The sequence below is a fragment of the Alicyclobacillus tolerans genome (assembly GCF_900142255.1).
GTDB classification, from domain to species: domain Bacteria; phylum Bacillota; class Bacilli; order Alicyclobacillales; family Alicyclobacillaceae; genus Alicyclobacillus_I; species Alicyclobacillus_I tolerans.
The window spans coordinates 13,688-32,549 of sequence record NZ_FRAF01000008.1; the positions used below are offsets into that span (position 1 = coordinate 13,688).

21 protein-coding genes are annotated in these 18,862 nt (G+C 46.8%); 2 read left to right on the forward strand and 19 right to left on the reverse strand.

Annotated elements, in window-relative coordinates:
• Nucleotides 1-108 precede the first annotated feature (108 nt).
• Both BUA75_RS05610 and cmpA read left to right on the forward strand, forming a co-directional pair.
• On the forward strand, nt 109-609 hold the full coding sequence (locus BUA75_RS05610; protein ID WP_072873598.1) for a ComE operon protein 2: 501 nt from the start codon (nt 109-111) through the stop codon (nt 607-609).
• 91 nt (nt 610-700) lie between these two features.
• A complete protein-coding gene (cmpA, locus tag BUA75_RS15590; protein ID WP_129583530.1) occupies nt 701-850 on the forward strand; it encodes a cortex morphogenetic protein CmpA in 150 nt (49 codons plus the stop codon).
• Nucleotides 851-1,251: 401 nt separating this feature from the next.
• On the opposite strand, the gene BUA75_RS05620 is transcribed toward cmpA, so the two are convergent.
• From BUA75_RS05620 to ispE, 19 genes are all read right to left on the reverse strand, one after another.
• Entirely contained in the window at nt 1,252-1,671 is a 420-nt protein-coding gene (locus tag BUA75_RS05620; RefSeq protein ID WP_072873600.1) for a S1 domain-containing RNA-binding protein, read from the reverse strand.
• 150 nt (nt 1,672-1,821) lie between these two features.
• The gene (locus tag BUA75_RS05625) at nt 1,822-2,178 is read right to left on the reverse strand and encodes an FtsB family cell division protein (protein WP_083574116.1); all 357 of its coding nucleotides are present in this window, start codon (nt 2,176-2,178) and stop codon (nt 1,822-1,824) included.
• Between the two features lie 51 nt (nt 2,179-2,229).
• Complete coding sequence (gene yabQ, locus BUA75_RS05630; RefSeq protein ID WP_207549715.1) at nt 2,230-2,814, reverse strand: spore cortex biosynthesis protein YabQ; 585 nt, start codon at nt 2,812-2,814, stop codon at nt 2,230-2,232.
• Between the two features lie 6 nt (nt 2,815-2,820).
• Nucleotides 2,821-3,084, reverse strand: a complete 264-nt coding sequence (yabP, locus tag BUA75_RS05635; RefSeq protein ID WP_072873602.1) for a sporulation protein YabP — start codon at nt 3,082-3,084, stop codon at nt 2,821-2,823.
• A gap of 239 nt (nt 3,085-3,323) precedes the next feature.
• Nucleotides 3,324-3,614 carry an RNA-binding S4 domain-containing protein gene (locus BUA75_RS05640; protein ID WP_072873603.1) on the reverse strand — a complete coding sequence of 97 codons (291 nt, stop codon included), beginning with the start codon at nt 3,612-3,614 and terminating at the stop codon, nt 3,324-3,326.
• Complete coding sequence (gene hbs, locus BUA75_RS05645) at nt 3,615-3,887, reverse strand: non-specific DNA-binding protein Hbs (RefSeq protein ID WP_072873604.1); 273 nt, start codon at nt 3,885-3,887, stop codon at nt 3,615-3,617.
• An 80-nt stretch (nt 3,888-3,967) separates the two neighbouring features.
• The gene (yabN, locus tag BUA75_RS05650; RefSeq protein WP_072873605.1) at nt 3,968-5,452 is read right to left on the reverse strand and encodes a bifunctional methyltransferase/pyrophosphohydrolase YabN; all 1,485 of its coding nucleotides are present in this window, start codon (nt 5,450-5,452) and stop codon (nt 3,968-3,970) included.
• A gap of 30 nt (nt 5,453-5,482) precedes the next feature.
• Nucleotides 5,483-7,081 (reverse strand): putative polysaccharide biosynthesis protein, encoded by a 1,599-nt coding sequence (locus BUA75_RS05655; RefSeq protein ID WP_072873606.1) that lies wholly within the window; start codon nt 7,079-7,081, stop codon nt 5,483-5,485.
• Between the two features lie 168 nt (nt 7,082-7,249).
• A complete protein-coding gene (gene spoVT / locus BUA75_RS05660) occupies nt 7,250-7,792 on the reverse strand; it encodes a stage V sporulation protein T (protein WP_072873607.1) in 543 nt (180 codons plus the stop codon).
• 153 nt (nt 7,793-7,945) lie between these two features.
• Nucleotides 7,946-8,947, reverse strand: a complete 1,002-nt coding sequence (locus tag BUA75_RS05665; RefSeq protein WP_072873608.1) for a peptidylprolyl isomerase — start codon at nt 8,945-8,947, stop codon at nt 7,946-7,948.
• Nucleotides 8,937-12,479 carry a transcription-repair coupling factor gene (mfd, locus tag BUA75_RS05670; protein ID WP_072873609.1) on the reverse strand — a complete coding sequence of 1,181 codons (3,543 nt, stop codon included), beginning with the start codon at nt 12,477-12,479 and terminating at the stop codon, nt 8,937-8,939. Before mfd ends, BUA75_RS05665 begins: the two co-directional genes overlap by 11 nt.
• A 126-nt stretch (nt 12,480-12,605) precedes the next feature.
• Nucleotides 12,606-12,848 carry an anti-sigma-F factor Fin gene (locus BUA75_RS05675; RefSeq protein WP_072873610.1) on the reverse strand — a complete coding sequence of 81 codons (243 nt, stop codon included), beginning with the start codon at nt 12,846-12,848 and terminating at the stop codon, nt 12,606-12,608.
• Nucleotides 12,849-12,958: 110 nt separating this feature from the next.
• Nucleotides 12,959-13,531 (reverse strand): aminoacyl-tRNA hydrolase, encoded by a 573-nt coding sequence (gene pth, locus BUA75_RS05680; protein WP_072873611.1) that lies wholly within the window; start codon nt 13,529-13,531, stop codon nt 12,959-12,961.
• 9 nt (nt 13,532-13,540) lie between these two features.
• Entirely contained in the window at nt 13,541-14,485 is a 945-nt protein-coding gene (locus tag BUA75_RS05685) for a ribose-phosphate diphosphokinase (RefSeq protein WP_072873617.1), read from the reverse strand.
• Between the two features lies 1 nt (nt 14,486).
• Nucleotides 14,487-15,887, reverse strand: coding sequence for a bifunctional UDP-N-acetylglucosamine diphosphorylase/glucosamine-1-phosphate N-acetyltransferase GlmU (gene glmU, locus BUA75_RS05690; RefSeq protein WP_072873619.1), 1,401 nt, complete (start codon nt 15,885-15,887; stop codon nt 14,487-14,489).
• A gap of 343 nt (nt 15,888-16,230) precedes the next feature.
• Nucleotides 16,231-16,518: a septation regulator SpoVG gene (gene spoVG, locus BUA75_RS05700; RefSeq protein ID WP_072873621.1), complete on the reverse strand. Its 288-nt coding sequence runs from the start codon at nt 16,516-16,518 to the stop codon at nt 16,231-16,233.
• 168 nt (nt 16,519-16,686) lie between these two features.
• The gene (locus tag BUA75_RS05705; protein WP_203114928.1) at nt 16,687-17,061 is read right to left on the reverse strand and encodes a RidA family protein; all 375 of its coding nucleotides are present in this window, start codon (nt 17,059-17,061) and stop codon (nt 16,687-16,689) included.
• Between the two features lie 86 nt (nt 17,062-17,147).
• Nucleotides 17,148-17,951, reverse strand: a complete 804-nt coding sequence (purR, locus tag BUA75_RS05710) for a pur operon repressor (RefSeq protein WP_072873623.1) — start codon at nt 17,949-17,951, stop codon at nt 17,148-17,150.
• On the reverse strand, nt 17,948-18,826 hold the full coding sequence (gene ispE, locus BUA75_RS05715) for a 4-(cytidine 5'-diphospho)-2-C-methyl-D-erythritol kinase (protein ID WP_341350427.1): 879 nt from the start codon (nt 18,824-18,826) through the stop codon (nt 17,948-17,950). The genes purR and ispE overlap by 4 nt, the downstream gene beginning before the upstream one ends.
• Nucleotides 18,827-18,862: the final 36 nt, after the last annotated feature.

Here is an 18,862-nt window from a genome sequence, read left to right on the forward strand (position 1 = left end):
CGCTGATTTTGTCAAACCAAGGAGGTTGCAAGATAAAATCTTCCGACATCATCTGCCAAGTTTCCTGAAGGTTTAACGGACGATTTTTATAGAGAGGATGACTTATCCATGAATTTTGCCTCATCGAACACACAAACACCAAGGATGTCATGGGATGAGTTTTTTGCCACACAAAGTCGAGTCATGTCGTTTCGTTCGACCTGTGCCCGATTGGCGGTTGGGTGTGTCATTGTTCGCGATAAGCGAATTGTGGCCAGTGGTTACAATGGTTCTCTAGCAGGGGACGTTCATTGCATTGATGTGGGTTGCAAGATGGAAGATGGTCATTGTATACGCGCTATTCATGCCGAGCAAAACGCCTTGCTGCAGTGTGCAAAATTAGGTATTGCTGTGGACGGATCTCAGCTTTACGTAACCCATCGGCCCTGTTTAAACTGCACAAAGAGTTTGATTCAAGCTGGCATACGTGAAGTATGCTTTGAATTTGACTACCGCCCCAACACATATGCCATCGAATTACTGGAAAAGGCTGGCGTGCAAACACGCCAAGTGCAGAGCCGCTTTGATATTTTGCTGCAAGCGGTAAATTCGTCTGCAAGTGGCGCGTGACAAGCTATCCATGCGTATGATAGAGCAGAGGTCATTGACTCTGCCTTTGCGTATGCAAGAGGCACATCACACTCAGGACGGAGGAATACCGATGCCTGATTGGCTGTGCAAGCAGTTGAAACGAGCTTTTTATAATCGTGACGTTCAATCGATTGTGATGCTCAATGAAGCGTACTATCGATACCGCCAGAGGCGGGATAGTCATTACGATTGGTCTAATCCTCCCCACACTGTGCCCTGAAACTTAGCTAAAATGCGTTCCATCACAGCTTGAGTAACAGGGCCCAGTTGGGCTTTGTACATATCAAGAGAGATATGGCAGCCGTCCCTATCGTTTATGTTGGAGAACTGCAACATCACAACTCTATCGTCGGAAAGTTGGTACTGAAGAAAATAGGGTTCCCCCATCTGATTCTCTCCTTGTGTCATGTTATTTTGAATGGAATACCACCAATTAATGTCTGGATAAACCAGTTACATTCTCCAGAATGCATCAGTCAAAAAATGGACAGGACAGCATGTACCAGAACGATGGCCGAACGCGCGGTTCTGTCCAAAAAGTAAAGGGGCATTCCTCTATGGAGTGCCCTTATCAAAGACTATAACAGACAATCTAATCTGAAATGATAGGCTCGCCTGCTGTCATCCGCGCCGACCGCCACGACCCCCGCGTTTGGATTCACTGCGACGCAAAGCCATTAAACGTTCCTCACTGTCTCTCATAAAGCGGGACATTTTATCTTCAAACGACATTCTCTGTTGATTGTGGTGACCACCGCTACGACCTCGAGAATTCCCCTCGCGGGTTGGACGGGCTGCTGGCGCTTGGTCATCTGCCTGACGAATGGACAAACCAATTTTGCCGCTTGGGTCGACATTAATTACTTTAACGAGTACTTCCTGATTCATTTGCAAATGCTCACGAATATCTTTCACATAACTATTGGAAACTTCCGAAATGTGAACAAGACCCGTTTCGCCTCCGGGCAAGAGGACAAATGCGCCAAAATTTGTTATACCAGTAACTTTGCCAGACACTTTGCTGCCGACCTCAATGGACATACAGACGAGCTTCCTCCTTAGGATTTTAGAGACTTCCATTCTACAGTATAGAAAAGACGAAAAATTGGTGTCAAGCAAACCGCCTTAAATTGCCCCACTTACCGATTCATTTTTATCATGGTCTTATTTTAGACTGTCATCCCTCACGCTTTAGTGCTGGGAATTTGCAACAGTGAACGGGATTTGTCCCGGTACAATCAGACCAAAATGATCGGTTGCGTATTTCTCAATAAAACTAGGATTATTGAGTTGCTGAACTCGATTCTTTAAATAAGTATTCTGCGTTTTCAACTGAGATAACTGGTTGTTGAGTTGTTGATGTTGCACTTCCAATTGCTGAAGAATGGGGCGCTGCACTGTTTCATAGTGAATAACCGCATACGCAAACACGACGCAAAGTGCCACATAACGAAGACGCAAAAACTTTCTCCAAGGTTTGCGGACGAAAATCCTGGGTGCAACATCCGGGGCAGCTTGACGTGAAGCATATGAAGATTGTCTGGGCAAAGCGAACCGCTCCCTGTCTCATGAAAAGCAACATACGCCATTCCATTATGCTTATGCTGCATTCGGTGGATGTTTCAACATGTTCGACAGTTTTGTCCAGAATCCTTCCCAGTGCCCAAAAAACGGCAAGAACATGGGTTTAAACTTTTCCCAAGGTCTTTTCAGTGGCCAAAAAAGAATTTTCAGTCCAAAAGTTAAAAATGTCACCAGCATATTCTCTAATTTTTGAAGAACTGAATAAGCAATAGAACATATTCGCCAGACAATCCTCCAGCAGGCGAGCAACGGCCAAATCACGACTGCGTAAACGATTCGCCAAACGATACGAAAGATCATGCGCGTCAGTTTCACTAACAGCGCAACGCTCCCCAACAGCAATTTACGCAATGTCAGACGATATACCACATATCCAAACAACAATATACCGAGTGTGTAAATGCGAAATCTTCCTTCATCAGTCACCAGACAGAAATGATAGACCCACACAGCAAAAACAAGCCAAAACAGCAAATCAGCCAACGTTCGCAACCATCTCAACAAAGGGTGCTCAGAGAGAATGGTATTATAAATATCGAATACGCAGCCCATCAAAAATCCGGATGCACTGATTGTAAATAGGTACATGCTGGAATTCATCATGGTTTACCACTTGAACCGAGAACTAATACTCTTCTTCTTGTTCTCTTGAATGTATTGCATACCATGAACTGTCCCTTCGATAATAACCTGTCCGGATTCAAGATCGAGATGTTTCATATGGAGATTCGCGCCTTTGACTTGCAACATTCCGGCTGTAGTTTTCAGAGTGAATTCATGTACATCGAAACTTTCCACGCTGGAAACGCCTGTGATATCAGCACGTCTACGACCATCCAAATGGATATGATGCGTGGACAATTCTGCCATACGCCTACCTCCAGTCCTCGCCTGCCCGTCCTTTCATCATGCTATGGATGGGGAGCAAAATTTAGAACCGAAAATGGCAAAAGCTTTTTTCTAAATACAGGAGCCTCCAAATCCACTTTTCAAACAGTGAATTTGGAGGCTCTTGACTCCATGAATTTTTGCTGACTCCTATCAGTTAACTCTTGAAAATCGTTTGCTTATGGATAGAAAGAAAACCATACCCCAGTGATACAAAGGGTCTATTCTTCATCATCCACAAAATGAGTATTCACCTGCTCAAGACGTTCTTCGGAAAGAACCCTATACAGGGACGACGCCTGTTCTTTGCGGGGATTGTCCATCAACTGCAACACTTCTACGGTGATTCTTTTATGTCCATAACGAATTGACAAAATATCCCCAATTTGAACTGGGCTACTACCCTTTGCCACCCTGTCTCCCAAAGACACACGTCCTGCGTCACATAATTCTTTAGCCAGTGTTCGCCTTTTCACTAAGCGCGAAACCTTGAGAAACTTGTCTAGACGCAATTAGCGAGTCAGCTCTTTCAGTTTATTGCCTGGTTTAAAGGCTGGTACAGTGGCAGCAGGAATCTCAATCGTCTCACCCGTCTGCGGGTTGCGGCCAGACCTCGCTGCGCGCGTTCTGGTTTCAAAGGTTCCAAAACCAATGACCTGAACTTTTTCTCCTTCGCGAAGCGCTTCTTCAATACTTTCAAAGACGCTATTCACAGCAGCTTCCGCATCTTTCTTCTTAAGTCCGGTTTTATCCGCAACCTTATTGACCAAATCTGCTTTATTCACTGGAAAGTGCCCCCTTTGTGGGAATGTCGGGAACAATATTCGTGTTTTCCCGCCAAATTCCTGCTTTTCATTCATTCAGATCATAATTTCGCATTTTGCCACAGTTGATCTAATTCATCCAAACGATACTCCTGCCATGTTCGCCCACTCTCATGTACAGCCTGCTCTACCCTTTCAAATCTGCGGACAAATTTGATTACCGCCTTACGAAGAACCATTTCTGGATGCATCTTTAACCAACGCGACAAGTTAACCAGAGTAAAAAATAAATCCCCTAATTCCTCTGTCAAAGCTTTAGAATCATTCTGGTTAAGCGCTTCTTCAAACTCAATTATTTCCTCTCTCAGCTTTTCTAAAACATCCTCTATACAATTCCATTCAAATCCGACCTTTGCCGCTCTTTTTTGTACGTCAAACGCATAGTTGAGTGCGTCTTGTCCAGTCTGTACATCGCTCATGCGCGACAGTGGCGTCTCGTTTCCTTCCAGGGACAGGGAGTCTCGCTGTTTCTCCTCTGCCTTAGCAGACTTCCACATCGCTTCGGCTTCTTCTGCATTGCTGGCTGATTGTTGACCAAATACATGAGGATGGCGCCTGACGAGTTTTTCTGCCAGTCCAAAAAACACATCTTGCAACGTAAAATCTCCGTTCTCTGCTGCAATTTGCGCATGCAACAAAACTTGAAGCAATAAATCGCCCAACTCTTCTTGCAAATGTGCTGGATCATCCTCTAAAACTGCCTGAGCCACTTCATAGGCTTCCTCGGTGGCATAGGGAATCAATGTTTCATGCGTCTGGGCCAAATCCCATGGGCAGCCATCCAAAGGATGCCGTAAGCGAGCCACAATGTCAGCAAGATATAATGGATGCCGAGCTTTTTCTGATAAATTTTGCACGGGGGGAACATAGACTGTCGTCAAGTGATGAATCTCTGTCAGCCTGTCCAATTCATAGAGCGGGACAGAAGTGACGCTCTCTTCCCCGGCAACACCCACAGCACTCAAAACTGTGACCTCGTGTTCATCAGGATAAACTTCCATGAGTGTCAATTTCACATCTGAGGCAACGGCTGGTGAATAAACTTGAGCTATCAGCGTATGAACTCCCGGTTGCAATTCAGTTATATGTAATTGAGTTCCATCTAAGAGCAGGAGACCAGCAATCGGATCTAATCCGATAGCTGTGCAAAGCGGATCGAGAAAAGATTGTCCAGCCCCAACATGCACCTCCACCCCGCAGGCAGTCGCTTTTTTCAGTAACAATTCCACAGATTGCTCAGCAACCCGCGGATGACCAGGAACGGCGTAAATCACTTTCTTATGCTGTGTTGCTAAACGTAGCAATTCTTCCGCCATCTGTTCATAAAGCGTTTCAAAGTCGCCGTGCTGCTCGTAGAGATGGTCAAACGTTGTAAAGGAAATGCCTGCTTCTGTAAGAGCAGGAACGGACGGATGAATTTTGGTTCTCAAAATAATGGGCGAACGAGATTCTTGTAATGTTTTCCATGTAGAAAGCGGCATGGTACTTTCATCACCCGGACCAAGCCCCACGACTTCAATCAGCATTTTTTCATCCCCTTAGGAGCCTTTTCTAACTTAGCTGCGTGTCAATCCCATACGCGAGAAAATCGAGAGCAAACGTGGACCAACTTTAGGTATTCGTTCGATTTCCTCTTCCTGCAAAGCGTTACTGGCAACAGCCGCTATGGAAAAAGCGAGCACGCCGAGTACAATAGCCGCCATCAGCGCCAAGGAAACTGTCCAACGGCTTTCCGTATCACTTTGCAAGAGAGGCCAGGCACGAACTAAAGCGAATTCCACAGCTCCCATGACAAATGCCGAAACACCAATGGGCAGAAACCCAAAATCGGAGAGACTCAATCCACCCAGACGGCGCGAGATGGCAAGCAAATTGAGTAGACACGCAAACAAATAGGCTATATCTGTAGACCAAACAGCACCTACTAACCCGTGTTGTCGAATCCACAATAGATTGAGTACGACCTTCAGACAAGCTGCCGCCAATAGATGAATTACGGGCAAGTATACCATACCTGCTCCCTGCAAAACTGCCGCTGCTGTGGTCTGCAAACTGGCAAATAGAATGGAGAGGGAAAGCCAAGCTATAACATTCCAGCCATCCGAATTTTGAAAAAGGACAATATCCACTGGACGTGCCAGTAAAACCAGACCGACGGTCGCCGGAAGAGCTAGAATGGCGGTCATGCGTAGAGAAACTTGCACATGATTGCGCACGCTGCGCATGTCCTGTCGAGCGGCAGCAGCAGAGACGGCTGGCATCACCGCAATGCCAATACCCGAAGCCAGCGTAATTGGCAAAAGTGTCAATTTTGCAGCCCTTCCTGCCAACAAGCCAAAAGCACTGGTAGCTTCTCGCTGTGTTTCGCCCGCCTGTTTCAATAAATGCACGACAGTGAGTGCGTCCACATTGTTCATGAGAGGTATCACCAAAGCTCCCAAGGAAATCGGCAAGGCATAATAAATCAGACGGCGTAGCAGTCGACTCCATGGAATTTGATGTCGATCCGACATTTTAGAAACCGGTTGTCGCCTGCGATAAAACATCATGGTCAACAAACCGGCCGCCGCACCCGTCACGGCACCAAAAGCCGCTCCAGCGGCAGCTGTAGCAGCACCAAACCCGGCTTGCATAAAATAAATGGATAAAGCCAAAATCGTGATTACCCTGACCAACTGCTCCATGACTTGTGAAACTGCAGTTGGTTCCATCCATTCATGCCCCTGGAGATAACCTCGCATGGCACTGAGCAATGGCACAATCAAAAGCGCCGGAGAAATCGCGCGAATCGCCAGCGTAGCAGAAGGATCGCCAGCAATTTTTGCCCAGGTGTGCGCAAAAATGTACAGCACCAGAAAGGCAAAAACGCCTAGCACGCAAAGAAAAAATGCAGAGATTTGATATGTGCGGCGAGCAGCTTGTGTATGTCCTTGGGCCAACTCTTCTGCAACCAGCTTGGAAACTGCAACCGGAAAACCTGCTGTTGCGACAGCAAGGAGTGTCGAGTAAACAGGATAGGCCATTTGAAACAGCCCCATACCGTGATCGCCAATAATATTTTGCAAGAAAATGGTATAGACCGATCCGAGCAATTTAGAAAGCATGGCAGCCCCGGCCAGGAGCATGGCGCCATGGACAAAACCGCGCCGTTTCATACGCCTTCTCCCCTATCCATAGATTCTTTCAACATCCTATGGACAAAGTGGGCCAGTTAGTCCCATTGATGAATCAGAAAAAATCCCGTCTCGGCTTTGGACGGGATTTTTTCTCGTATTTTGTTGCTTACGTCAGACGGTACGCATTTTTAAAATTTACGTGACAATTCATTGTTCCATCTGTTTAGCCAGAAAACCAGCAGCGGTTTCCACAAGTTTGCGCTCCAACTCACTCATTTTCGCATTTTCATCCCGAGTGATAAGCATCACAACGCCAATCGGATCACCCGCTGCAATAATCGGCGCGATGACACGCGAACCTAGACGTTCTGGCATATCCCGGACAATACTGTATTCCCCAGGTGTAAAATTCATAATGGTCTTGCGATCTTCCATAGCCTGTTCTACATCACTGGATATGGGACGATCGAGAAAATCTTTTTTGGCAGTGCCTGCGGCCGCAATAATCACATCTCTGTCGGCAATTAACGCGACATGCCCCGTGGATTCAGAAAGCGACTCTGCATATTCCTTTGCAAAATCGCCCAATTCACCGATTGGTGAATATTTTTTCAGAATGACTTCCCCATCTCGATCTACAAAAATCTCCAGCGGATCACCTTCGCGAATACGCAGCGTTCGGCGAATTTCTTTCGGAATTACGACACGACCGAGGTCATCAATTCTCCGTACGATGCCTGTAGCTTTCAATGTGAAGTCCCCCACCCTCATGAGTTAGTTCTGCGGTGTCTGGCGTGTGGTTAGTATGTGACGGGTGGGATTCCTCTATACACCAATTCAGGCATACTGTTGCACATTCGTAGAATCAAACAGCCCAATTTTATTCAATGATGCACACAGATTTTACAACTGCGAACTTTTGACTGTCATTTTCACATCGACGTTATTCTTGGCATCATCCATAATCTGTGTCTCTTTTTGATTTTGCGCCTGTTGCAACAACTGTTGTTTGATGCTGCTCTCAACTTGACTAAACGGTAATTGTTGACGCTTGTCCACTCGCATGACAAACCATCCATAACGTGTATGCACAGGTTGACTGCTGATTTGACCTATTGGCAAGGTTGCACAAGCTTCTGCAAAATGCGGCACAAATTGACCGGCTGTTGCATTGGCGTATGTGCCATGATTTTGCTTGACACCCGGATCTTGAGAATATTTGTCAGCCAATTGTGCAAAATTTTTGCCATTGTCTTTTTTCAATTCAGCTATCAGCGACTTAGCTTGACTCTCCGTCTTGACAAGAATCTCGCTGACGGTCACCTGCAAGTAATTCAATTTGTTGGCGTTATAGTAATTTTGTGCATCCGTCGTTGAAACGGTGACATTTTTCAATTCCTGCTGCAGATAATTTTGCAACACTTGTCCCTCTTCCGCCAATGTGACGAAATCTTGTTTGGTGATGCCCAGTTTTTTCATTTCGTTATTCAAGTCTGCTTGTGTCTTGTAATCTTGTCCGACCAACTGACTCATATACTGATTGGTCAATTGTTCCGCTTCAGATACATTGACGGGTGTTTTGTCTGCTTTCACTGCCTTAGCATAAAGATATTTATAGACAAGGATATAATTCTGCAAGAACTGCGTCTTCGACTCCTGAGCAGTCAACTTGGGCAATACAACTTGCAGATTGTACTGTTGTTCAAATTCCTGCTTGGTCAGCGTGCCCCCATTGTAAGTAGCCACTGTAGGACCGCTATAAGTCGGCAGTTTAGGAAGATTCAGGCTAGTTGGAGTGGCATTCTGCGTGGTATGGTTGCCGGCGTTTTGCGCCCCGCAGCCGGCTACCAAGGTTACAACAGCAGCCGTTGCCAGCGACAACAGGACGGTGCGTTTACTTTGCAATCTTTTCTACCTCCCGTGTACTACTCAACATCTCTGCGTAATCCGAAAGGATCCGCTTGATGCGAAGCAATCTTTCACTGTCAGACAACCCCCGCGTCCGCAGTAACAAAAAGGTCGTGCCATTGGGCCTCTTGGTGACGGCAGCCGCATGTTTGACTGCAACCGACTGCAATTTAGCGTAATCGATGCGATGCCTATCATCTTGAAGCAAGCGGATGGCCGTCTCCGCTCCCTGTTGGGAGATATGGTCAACCCCGCACCTGACAGCATAGCCTTTTATGCGCGTGATGTCCAACAAATGACGTACAGGTTCAGGCAAATCGCCGTATCTGTCCTCCAGTTCTTCTTCGAGATCATCAGCAGCTTCAGGCGTTTGCACAAATTTGAACTTTTTGTACATACTGATTTTCTGCGCCGGATCGGAAATATATGAGTCGGGTAAATAAGCATCCACCTGCAACTCGACGCTTACTTCCGGATGCTCTTCTATTTGTTCGCCGCGCAACTCTTTGACTGCCGCCGCCAACATTTCACTATACATGTCAAATCCAACAGAATTAATAAAGCCGTGTTGCTCTGCGCCCAGCAGATTGCCTGCGCCGCGAATCGCCAAGTCGCGCATGGCAATTTTAAAACCACTGCCCAGTTCTGTAAATTCCTTGATAGCTTGTAGACGTTTTTCTGCCACTTCTGTCAAGACTTTGTCTTTTTGATACAGGAAATAAGCATAGGCAATCCGGTTGGAACGCCCCACACGACCACGCAATTGATATAACTGCGATAGTCCCAGTCGATCAGCATCATGCACAATCAAAGTATTGACGTTTGGAATATCCAATCCCGTTTCAATGATGGTCGTAGTGACCAAAATATCAATTTCTCCTTCAAGAAATTCCAACATGACACGCTCAAGCTCATCTTCCGCCATTTGACCGTGCGCCACGGCGATTCTTGCTTGCGGCATCAAACGTTGCAACCGTTCCGCCTGACTGACAATACTCTGCACATTATTGTAAAGGTAATAGACTTGACCGCCTCTACCCAGTTCGCGTTCGAGAGCTTCGCGAACCATTCCCTCATTCTGCTCGATTACGTATGTCTGTACGGGAAAACGATTTTCCGGTGGTGTCTCAATCACTGACAAATCGCGCACACCCATCATCGACATATGCAACGTGCGCGGAATGGGCGTTGCTGTCAGCGTTAAACAATCCACATTGGCCCGCAGTTCTTTCAGCCGTTCTTTATGTGTGACACCAAAACGCTGCTCTTCGTCAACAATGAGTAACCCCAAATCCTTAAACTCAATGCTTTTTTGCAGCAGTCGGTGCGTCCCAATTACGACATCCACACTGCCATCTTTCAGCCCGCGAATACAGGCTGTTGCTTCTTTCCGCGAACGAAAACGGCTCAAAACGTCCACTGTGATGGGAAACCCAGCAAACCTCTCTTTAAACGTCTCAAAGTGTTGTTGTGCCAAAACGGTTGTTGGCACCAACACAGCCACCTGTTTGCCATCCATAACCGCCTTAAATGCCGCCCGAATGGCAACTTCTGTTTTTCCATAACCTACATCTCCACAGAGCAAGCGATCCATAGGTCGACCGCGTTCCATATCCCGTTTAATTTCCTCGATAGCCCGCAATTGATCGGGGGTTTCCTCATATGGAAAGGCCGCTTCAAAATCTGCCTGCCAGGGTGTATCCGGTGAAAATGCGTGTCCTGGCGTAGCTTCTCGTTTGGCATAAAGTTTAACGAGATCGGCCGCAATATCTTTAACAGTTTTGGATACGCGATTTTTGACACGTGACCATTCGCCGCCGCCAAGGTGATAAACTTTAGGTTCTTTTTCCTCCGATCCGATATAGCGCTGTACCTGATCAATCTGCTCTACGGGAACGTAGAGACTGTCATTCCCGGCGTAAACCAGATGCAGGTAATCTTTATGATGACCATCCACTTCCAGTGTCCTTATGCCTACGTATTTGCCAATACCGTGATTGACGTGCACTACGTAATCGCCAATTTTCAGTTCCTGATAACTCTTGATCCGCTCGGCATCTGACATTTCCAGACGTGCTCGCCGAACTTTCTGGCGATTCCCAAACACTTCCCTGTCTGTCACAACGACCAAATGCTGCATGGGAAACTCAAAACCACTTGCCAATTCTCCGATTAAAATTTGTGGCGTCTCACCGACCTGAAATGATTTCGGACGCACAGCTTCGACACGATAATCAACAAAAACGCGTTCCATACGCGCTGCCCGTTCCTCAGTTGGTGCCAAAAAAACGACTTGATAACCTGATTTTTTCCAATGAGCAAGTTCTGTTTTCAGAACATTCATCTGTCCGTGAAATTCTTGGGCGTCTTTGGTCGTCAACGTCAAATGAGCCGTAAAACGTCCAGATCCTCTTTGGAATTTACTCCAATGAATGCGAGTGAATCGCGGTTCATCATAAACACGCCCAGTTTCTGGTGCAGCGATTGACGCTGACAATACATCACCACGCATCAGAGCATTGGCAAGCCATTCTGTAAAATCACGCCGCGCGGACTTCTCCCGTTCTTGAAGCCGCAACGGTTCTTCCAGGCAGAGCAAAGTGGCTGCAGGGAAATAATCCAACAGTGTGGCCGCATGAGTTTTAAAATGTTCAATATACCGTGCTTGCCCTAGAAATGGCTGGCCCTGTCGCATCTTCTCAATATCTTTGCCCACTTGTTGTTGCAGCCGATCACGTTGTTCTAAATCTGTCAAACTGCGCAATCGATCGTGCATGAATTTTTCAATTTCATCCGCCGCCTGTAACAAAGCAGATTGCGGAAAGATTAGTTCCACAGCTGGCAACAAGCGAAACTCTTGCAAATTTTCCAATGAACGCTGGGTTTGTGCGTCAAATGTACGCAATGAGTCAATATCAGTATCAAACAATTCCATGCGTACGGGATGCTCTTGACCCACTGGAAAGATGTCAAGAATGCCACCGCGAAGAGAAAAATGTCCTTGCCGCTCGACCATTTCTGTTCGTTCATAACCCATTTGGACGAGTCTCGTCAACTCTGACTCTATATCAAGCTGCATACCGATTTGATACTCGCGCACAACCTCATGAAATGTCTTTGGATGTCCCAACCATTCAGTTGCTGCCAGAATGGTGGTGACCACTACGGTTGGCATACGTAAAGAAAGTCTATCCAATACGCGAAGGCGCAACGCTGTAACTTCTGGACTGGCGGCCAATGTATGGAGGGCAGCCAATTCTCGTTCTGGATAGACAAAGACTTCCTCTTCAGACAGAAGCGTACGCAAATCGTCTGCCACACTGTCAGCTTGGCTACTGCTATGAGTGACAATCAGCAATGATTGATCTGGGTGTTTCAGGCGCCAGTGTTGCAACATAGCTGCATACGCCAAATTGCGCGCACTGCCGCCAACTCCTGTCACCAATGCATCGATATTCGTTCGATTGACGGATTGCAAAAAATCCACAAAATTTTGATCTTGCAGAAGGATGTGCGCCAATTCCAACATGAGACTCCTCCTCGCTTGGCGGATCTGAAAAATCCGCACCATAAACTCGCGTCTTCCATCTGATTAACGAATACGCGGGTTATAGAACCAGCCGCGAGAAGCCTCCTGCGCTCTCCAACAGCGGCCCTATTGCAAAAGTTTTCCTTCCAAAAGTAATTCTGGATGCTCACGCAAAGCATTTTCACAGTATGAACAAACGGTATACACCCGCATATCGTCGTATGTGTCCATCTGTACAGATTCAAGTCGTTCAGCTGGTGTCAGACGCCCTAAGCCAAGCCGCACATCCACGTCAGCCATGGTCCAATGTGGCTGATTCAGCTGGCCTACTTTTTGTCGACAATGTCGGCAGATATATTCAATACGCATAAACTACCCCACCTTTGCCTGCGTTCCCAACAATGGAACACATACCAGGAATCATCCCTAGTTAGTATGGGGGCGAAACCGTCCTATCATACCTAACAAAGTGAGTTAGCTCAGCTATTATAGCGATTCATAGCTGCCTGGAAAGAATGCATCAAAGCATATTCCACTGCTTCTGCCGCTTTCTCGCAAACAGACTTCACTTGATCCTCTTCGGTTTTGGGAAAGCGACCAAGCACATGGGAAATGACGGTTTGTTCAGGTAATGGCCGCCCAATGCCAACACGCAATCTGGCAAATTGACTTGTTCCCATATGCGCAATCAGTGATTTGATTCCGTTATGACCGCCTGCACTGCCGGATATACGTAATTTCAATGTGCCTACCGGAAAATCCATATCGTCGTAAATAACCATTACATCTCGATCGGGTTGCATAATCTTATAAAAATTCAATGCTTCAGCCACAGCTACACCACTTACGTTCATATATGTTTGCGGTTTCATCATCAGAATCTTCTCTCCGCCAAACGTATACTCAGAGACGAGAGACTGAAATTTCACGCGAAAATCTTTCACGCCCATGCCAAAACGGGCGGCTAACGTATCAACCGCCCAAAACCCAACGTTATGTCTTGTCCATTCATATTCTTTTCCTGGATTGCCCAATCCTACAATTAACTTCATAATAACCGCCTAGTCAAAAAGTTGTGAGATAGAACGCTGAGTATGCACCCGAATGATCGCTTCGGCAATCAACTCAGCAACAGATAACACGGTAATTTTATCAATTCGCTTGCTTTCTGGCAGATGAATGGTATTGGTAACCACGACCTCCTGAATATCGGATTGCTCTAAACGCTCTACACCATTGCCGGAGAGAACAGGATGAATACAGCAAGCATAAACAGACTTTGCCCCTCTTTCGAGAAGCGCCTTGGCACCTAATGTGATAGTTCCGGCTGTGTCAATCATGTCGTCAATCAGAATGGCTGTCCGATTTTGAATATCGCCAATAATATTCATAACTTCAGCAACATTCGCTTCTGGTCTGCGTTTGTCAATAATCGCAAGCGGAGCCCCAAGCCGTTCAGCAAACGCGCGGGCACGTGTGACGCCACCCATATCCGGAGAAACCACAACAGGATTTTCCAATTGCTTGTTGAGAAAATACTTGGCCAAAATGGGCATTCCAATCAAGTGATCCAGCGGAATATCAAAGAAACCTTGAATTTGAGCCGCATGCAAATCCATGCAGATAACGCGGTTTGCACCAGCCTTCTCTAAGAGATTGGCCACCAGTTTAGCTGTTATCGGATCGCGCGCACGAGCTTTTCGTTCTTGACGCGCATAACCATAATACGGAATAACTACATTGATGGTGCTGGCTGAAGCCCTCTTGATGGCATCAACCATAATCAGCAACTCCATTAAGTGCTCGTTGACTGGCGCAGACGTTGGCTGAATGATGAATACATCGCTACCGCGCACACTTTCTGCCAACTTAATTTGCACTTCTCCATCCATAAATCGCCCGACCTGGCATTCCGCCAGCGGGACACCGACAAATTCCGATATTTCACGCGCCAACTGCGGATTCGCGTTGCCGGTGACGAGTTTTAAATCCCCGTCAAAACTCACTTCAAGAGTCCCTCCCCATGCGCAAAACGCGACTTTTTTTCTGTTTCCAGGCCTTAACATAGCGTGGTTTGGTCTCTTGTTTCACTCTAGCAATGGCAAACCCGTCGTCTGGCACATTATCTGTAATGGTCGATCCGGCACAGACATAAGCGCCCTCTCCAACTTGGACAGGTGCGATGAGGTTGGCGTTAGAACCAATGAAACTGTCATCCCCTACCACTGTAGTGTGTTTCTGCATTCCATCATAATTCACTGTAATGACTCCACAGCCAATATTGACTCTTTCGCCAATGACTGCATCGCCTAGATAGGCCAGATGACTGACTTTACTGTCGGCTCCAAGTCGAGTGTTCTTGAGTTCGACAAAATCGCCAACTTTGACTCGCGCCCCCACAGTACTGCCTGGACGGATATAGGCAAAAGGTCCAACTTGTGCACCCTCACCAATGATTGACTGCAGAACAACGCTATTTTGCACCACGGCGCCAGCCTCTACCTGGGCATCCACCAGACGAGTATATGGCCCAATCACAGCACCCGCAGCAATTTGTGTACAGCCTTCCAGCACACAACCTGGATAAAGCGTGACGTCAGCCTCGATTTCTACGTCGGCTCCAATCCAAGTGGAATCCGGTTGTAAGAAGGTGACGCCTGCCAACATCAGTTCGCGGTTACGCCTTTGCTGAGCAATTTTTTCAACTTGTGCTAATTGAAAACGATCATTTACACTAGCCACTTCTTCTTCATCATCCGCTATCTGCGCCCATACATCGACACCCATACTTTGTAAGTATTGCAAGGTGTCGGTGAGGTAATATTCATTCTGAGCGTTATTCGGACGTAACTGAGCGCAAGCTTCCCGCAGGCGTTCGGTGCGGAAACAGTAAATTCCTGTGTTAATCAAATGATTTTGACGCTCTTCAGGGCTTGCGTCGCGCTCTTCCACCACTCGCTCCACTTGTCCGCTCTGCGATAATATAACACGACCCAGACCGGTCGGATTTTGAACATGGGCAGCCAAAATCACTGCTCCCGCTCCACTTTGCTCCTGTTTCTGGAATATCGATTCCATAGTGGATGCCTGTATCAACGGCGCATCTCCATATAGAATCAATACTGTGTCAGAATCCGCTTTCACGTGGGGAAGCGCCGCCATTACAGCATGTCCAGTTCCCAACTGTTGCTCCTGAACGGCTATCTTTGCCCGTCCTTCTACAACTGAAATGACAGATTCGCGGCTTTGACCCACAACAACAATCACTTCATCGACCTGTACTTTTTCAATTTCATCTAAAATATGCAAAATCATGGGTTTCCCAAGTACAGGATGAAGCACTTTATGCAAAGAGGATTTCATACGCGTACCTAGCCCGCCGGCCAGTACTATGGCAGTTCTACCCAACCTTGATCCCCCTTACCAAACCTGTCTGTCCTCAATAGGAGAACCGTACGCACTTCCAGTCCACATGTTTTTGAAAGCGCGATTCATTCCTCATTTCAGTGTACAGGAAGGGACAAAACAATTTCAATTTCATTTAAGAGTAGTTTGTGTACCATTTCTTTCAGTTTTCTACTTGGACATGATCTACATAAAGAATTGTTTTTCCTTTTATTGTAAATCAGAAAGGTGATATCAAGAAAAGACCCTGCAAATTTGGCAGGGTCTATCTTTTTATACATAAATTCAGTCATTGCATTGCTGCACGACTTTTTATTCAACAACCCCAACGCCTCTTCCGATATCATCAGGCACTTGGCTCTTCCAAAGCCACATCGGATACATCGGAACGATAGTACTCTTCCAGAACAGCCTGTTGAATCTTTTGACGCATATCGGATGAAATGGGATGCGCAATATCTCGAAACTGACCATCCGGTGTTTTTTTACTCGGCATGGCCACAAACATACCATTGTTTCCATCAATGACGCGGATGTCATGAACAACAAATTCGCCATCAAAAGTTACTGAAGCAATTGCCTTCATACGTCCATCATTGACGACTTTGCGCAAACGTATATCCGTAATTTGCACCCTGTTCACCACCCTTAGCTGTAGAAGCATCCCCCATGCTGTGCATATTTTTCTACATATTGTTCTTCTTTTCCTGCTATTACGTCAAAATGTTTGTAAAATTTTCGTCAATAAAAAACCTGCCCCTCTCAAAAGTCAGGGGCAGGTTGGAACAGGTTAGAAAAAATTCTATTCGAGAGCAGCAACCAATTCTATTTCCACTTGCGCCCCACGTGGCAAAGCAGCCACCTGAACCGTGGAACGCGCCGGGCGATGGTCGCCAAAATATTGTGCATACAAGGAATTCACAGTTTGAAAATGAGCGAGATCGGTAAGAAAAATAGTCGTTTTAACCACATTTTGACGTGTCATTCCAGCCGCATGTAGCACTGCATCCAAATTATCCAGTACCTGCTTTGTCTGCTCTTCAATTCCGCCAGTGACCATTTCACCAGCTGGAGTCAAGGGTATCTGGCCAGAGGTGTAGAGAACATTTCCCAATTGCACCGCTTGTGAATAAGGACCTATGGCCGCCGGTGCTTTTTCAGTGGCAATCATCTTCATGATTTTTCATCCTTCCCTTCTAAGGCTTACAAAGAATGGGGAACCCATCCGGACATTCCGTTATTCACTATATCACGACGTGATAGCTACGCGTGATAGACAGGTTGAACAAATATACTCCCATCCAACTGAGTTGCTTTGACCTCAAGGAGCGCCAAGTAATCGGATATCAACTTTTTCTGGGGTTCCTCGGTTTTTACAAAGACCGCTGTTCCAACTACTTCCACTGAAAACTCTGCCAGCAAAGCGCGCACAGCCTGCGCTGTGGCACCAGCTTTCATAAAATCATCAACTACCAAGGCACGCGCCCGTTCTGGGAGCGCCCGTTTGGACACATACATTGTACTAATCCGCCGTTCCGAACCGGACACATAATGCATGCTGAGTGCCGCTCCTTCCGTCACCTTATGCTCGCGACGGACAATAACAAGCGGCACGTCGAGATAGCGAGCTGTCGCTACAGCTAGTGGGATTCCCTTAGTCTCCACTGTCACTACCACGTTGGGTTGTACTTTAGCCATTTCTGCTGCTATCATCCGACCAATGTTATCTAATACATCAGGCTGGCCAAGAATATCCGACATATAGATAAACCCACCCGGCAACATACGTGAAGGATGAGAAAGTTCACTCGCTAACCGTTCAAGAAAACGCAGTCTGATGGAATCTGGCATACCTACCGTGAAACGCACTCCACCCGATGCACCAGGCAAACTTTCAATTGTACCTTCCTGTGTTTCTTCTAGAAAAGCGCGCAAAAACGCCACATCTTCACTGAGCGTCGATTTGGCAGCTACCTCACTGCCCGCCAATTCCGAAAGAGAGTATACATGATGGGGACGATCAAAGAGACGCTTGGCCATAGCCAGCAAACGTGAAGACCGTCTCATCCTGTCTGCCCCCCGCTGTTTGGCTGAAAAAGTCGCGCAAGATAAACATCCTTGGCAAACCCGCGTAGCGCATTGTATACCCTCTGTCCTGCAGACTGCGTAGGAACCAGCGTAAAAAGCGTTGGGCCACTGCCTGACATATGGCAGGGTAATCCACTCACCGACTGCATTTTACGATGCAGCTGAGCCACTTCGGGATAGAGCCGAAAGGTCACGGGCTGCAAGTCGTTACAGATGAGCGACTCTATTTCCGCCAGTGTACAGCCTTTAGCAAATCGCTCCGTCATGGCAGAACTGACTCGCTTGTTGCTAAAATCATCCGCTTGAATCGACTGATAAACCTCTGTAGTCGAAACATAAAGTGGAGGTTTCAATAAAACTACCCAACTGCGCAAGGCAGGTTGAACATGCGTAATTTTCTCGCCCCGCCCGGATGCAATAGCACAGCCGTTGTAAATACAAAAAGGTACGTCCGATCCGATTTGAGCACCAAGTTCAGCTAATTCGTCCAATGAAAAGGGATGTCCCGCCAGACGGTTAAGACCGCGCAAAACGGCAGCAGCATCAGCCGAGCCCCCGGCTAATCCGGCTGCGACCGGTATATTTTTGGTCAAATAAATACGTACACCGCGCGTAAGGTTAGCAGCAGAAAGAAACTTCTCAGCCGCTATCACCGCCAAATTACGTCCATCAAGCGGTATGCTCGTGGCTTGTGATTCCATGACAATTTCCATAGATTCCGGCAACCACTCCAGAGCCACTTCATCCGACAAATCAATGCTCTGCATGACCATATCCACTTCATGATAACCATCTGGACGTTTTCCAAGTACATTTAGGGTTAAATTAATTTTGGCATACGCCCGCTCCAACAACAAAGGCCCCACCTCGTCGCACTCTAGCATGCGACG

What these genes read in the sequence shown, in the direction of transcription:
- BUA75_RS05610 (WP_072873598.1), top strand. Translation starts at nt 109, where the DNA reads ATGAATTTTGCCTCATCGAACACACAAACACCAAGGATGTCATGGGAT.
- cmpA (WP_129583530.1), top strand. Translation starts at nt 701, where the DNA reads ATGCCTGATTGGCTGTGCAAGCAGTTGAAACGAGCTTTTTATAATCGT.
- BUA75_RS05620 (WP_072873600.1), bottom strand. Translation starts at nt 1,671, where the DNA reads ATGTCCATTGAGGTCGGCAGCAAAGTGTCTGGCAAAGTTACTGGTATA.
- yabQ (WP_207549715.1), bottom strand. Translation starts at nt 2,814, where the DNA reads ATGAATTCCAGCATGTACCTATTTACAATCAGTGCATCCGGATTTTTG.
- yabP (WP_072873602.1), bottom strand. Translation starts at nt 3,084, where the DNA reads ATGGCAGAATTGTCCACGCATCATATCCATTTGGATGGTCGTAGACGT.
- yabN (WP_072873605.1), bottom strand. Translation starts at nt 5,452, where the DNA reads ATGCTGATTGAAGTCGTGGGGCTTGGTCCGGGTGATGAAAGTACCATG.
- BUA75_RS05655 (WP_072873606.1), bottom strand. Translation starts at nt 7,081, where the DNA reads ATGAAACGGCGCGGTTTTGTCCATGGCGCCATGCTCCTGGCCGGGGCT.
- mfd (WP_072873609.1), bottom strand. Translation starts at nt 12,479, where the DNA reads ATGTTGGAATTGGCGCACATCCTTCTGCAAGATCAAAATTTTGTGGAT.
- BUA75_RS05675 (WP_072873610.1), bottom strand. Translation starts at nt 12,848, where the DNA reads ATGCGTATTGAATATATCTGCCGACATTGTCGACAAAAAGTAGGCCAG.
- pth (WP_072873611.1), bottom strand. Translation starts at nt 13,531, where the DNA reads ATGAAGTTAATTGTAGGATTGGGCAATCCAGGAAAAGAATATGAATGG.
- BUA75_RS05705 (WP_203114928.1), bottom strand. Translation starts at nt 17,061, where the DNA reads ATGAAGATGATTGCCACTGAAAAAGCACCGGCGGCCATAGGTCCTTAT.
- purR (WP_072873623.1), bottom strand. Translation starts at nt 17,951, where the DNA reads ATGAGACGGTCTTCACGTTTGCTGGCTATGGCCAAGCGTCTCTTTGAT.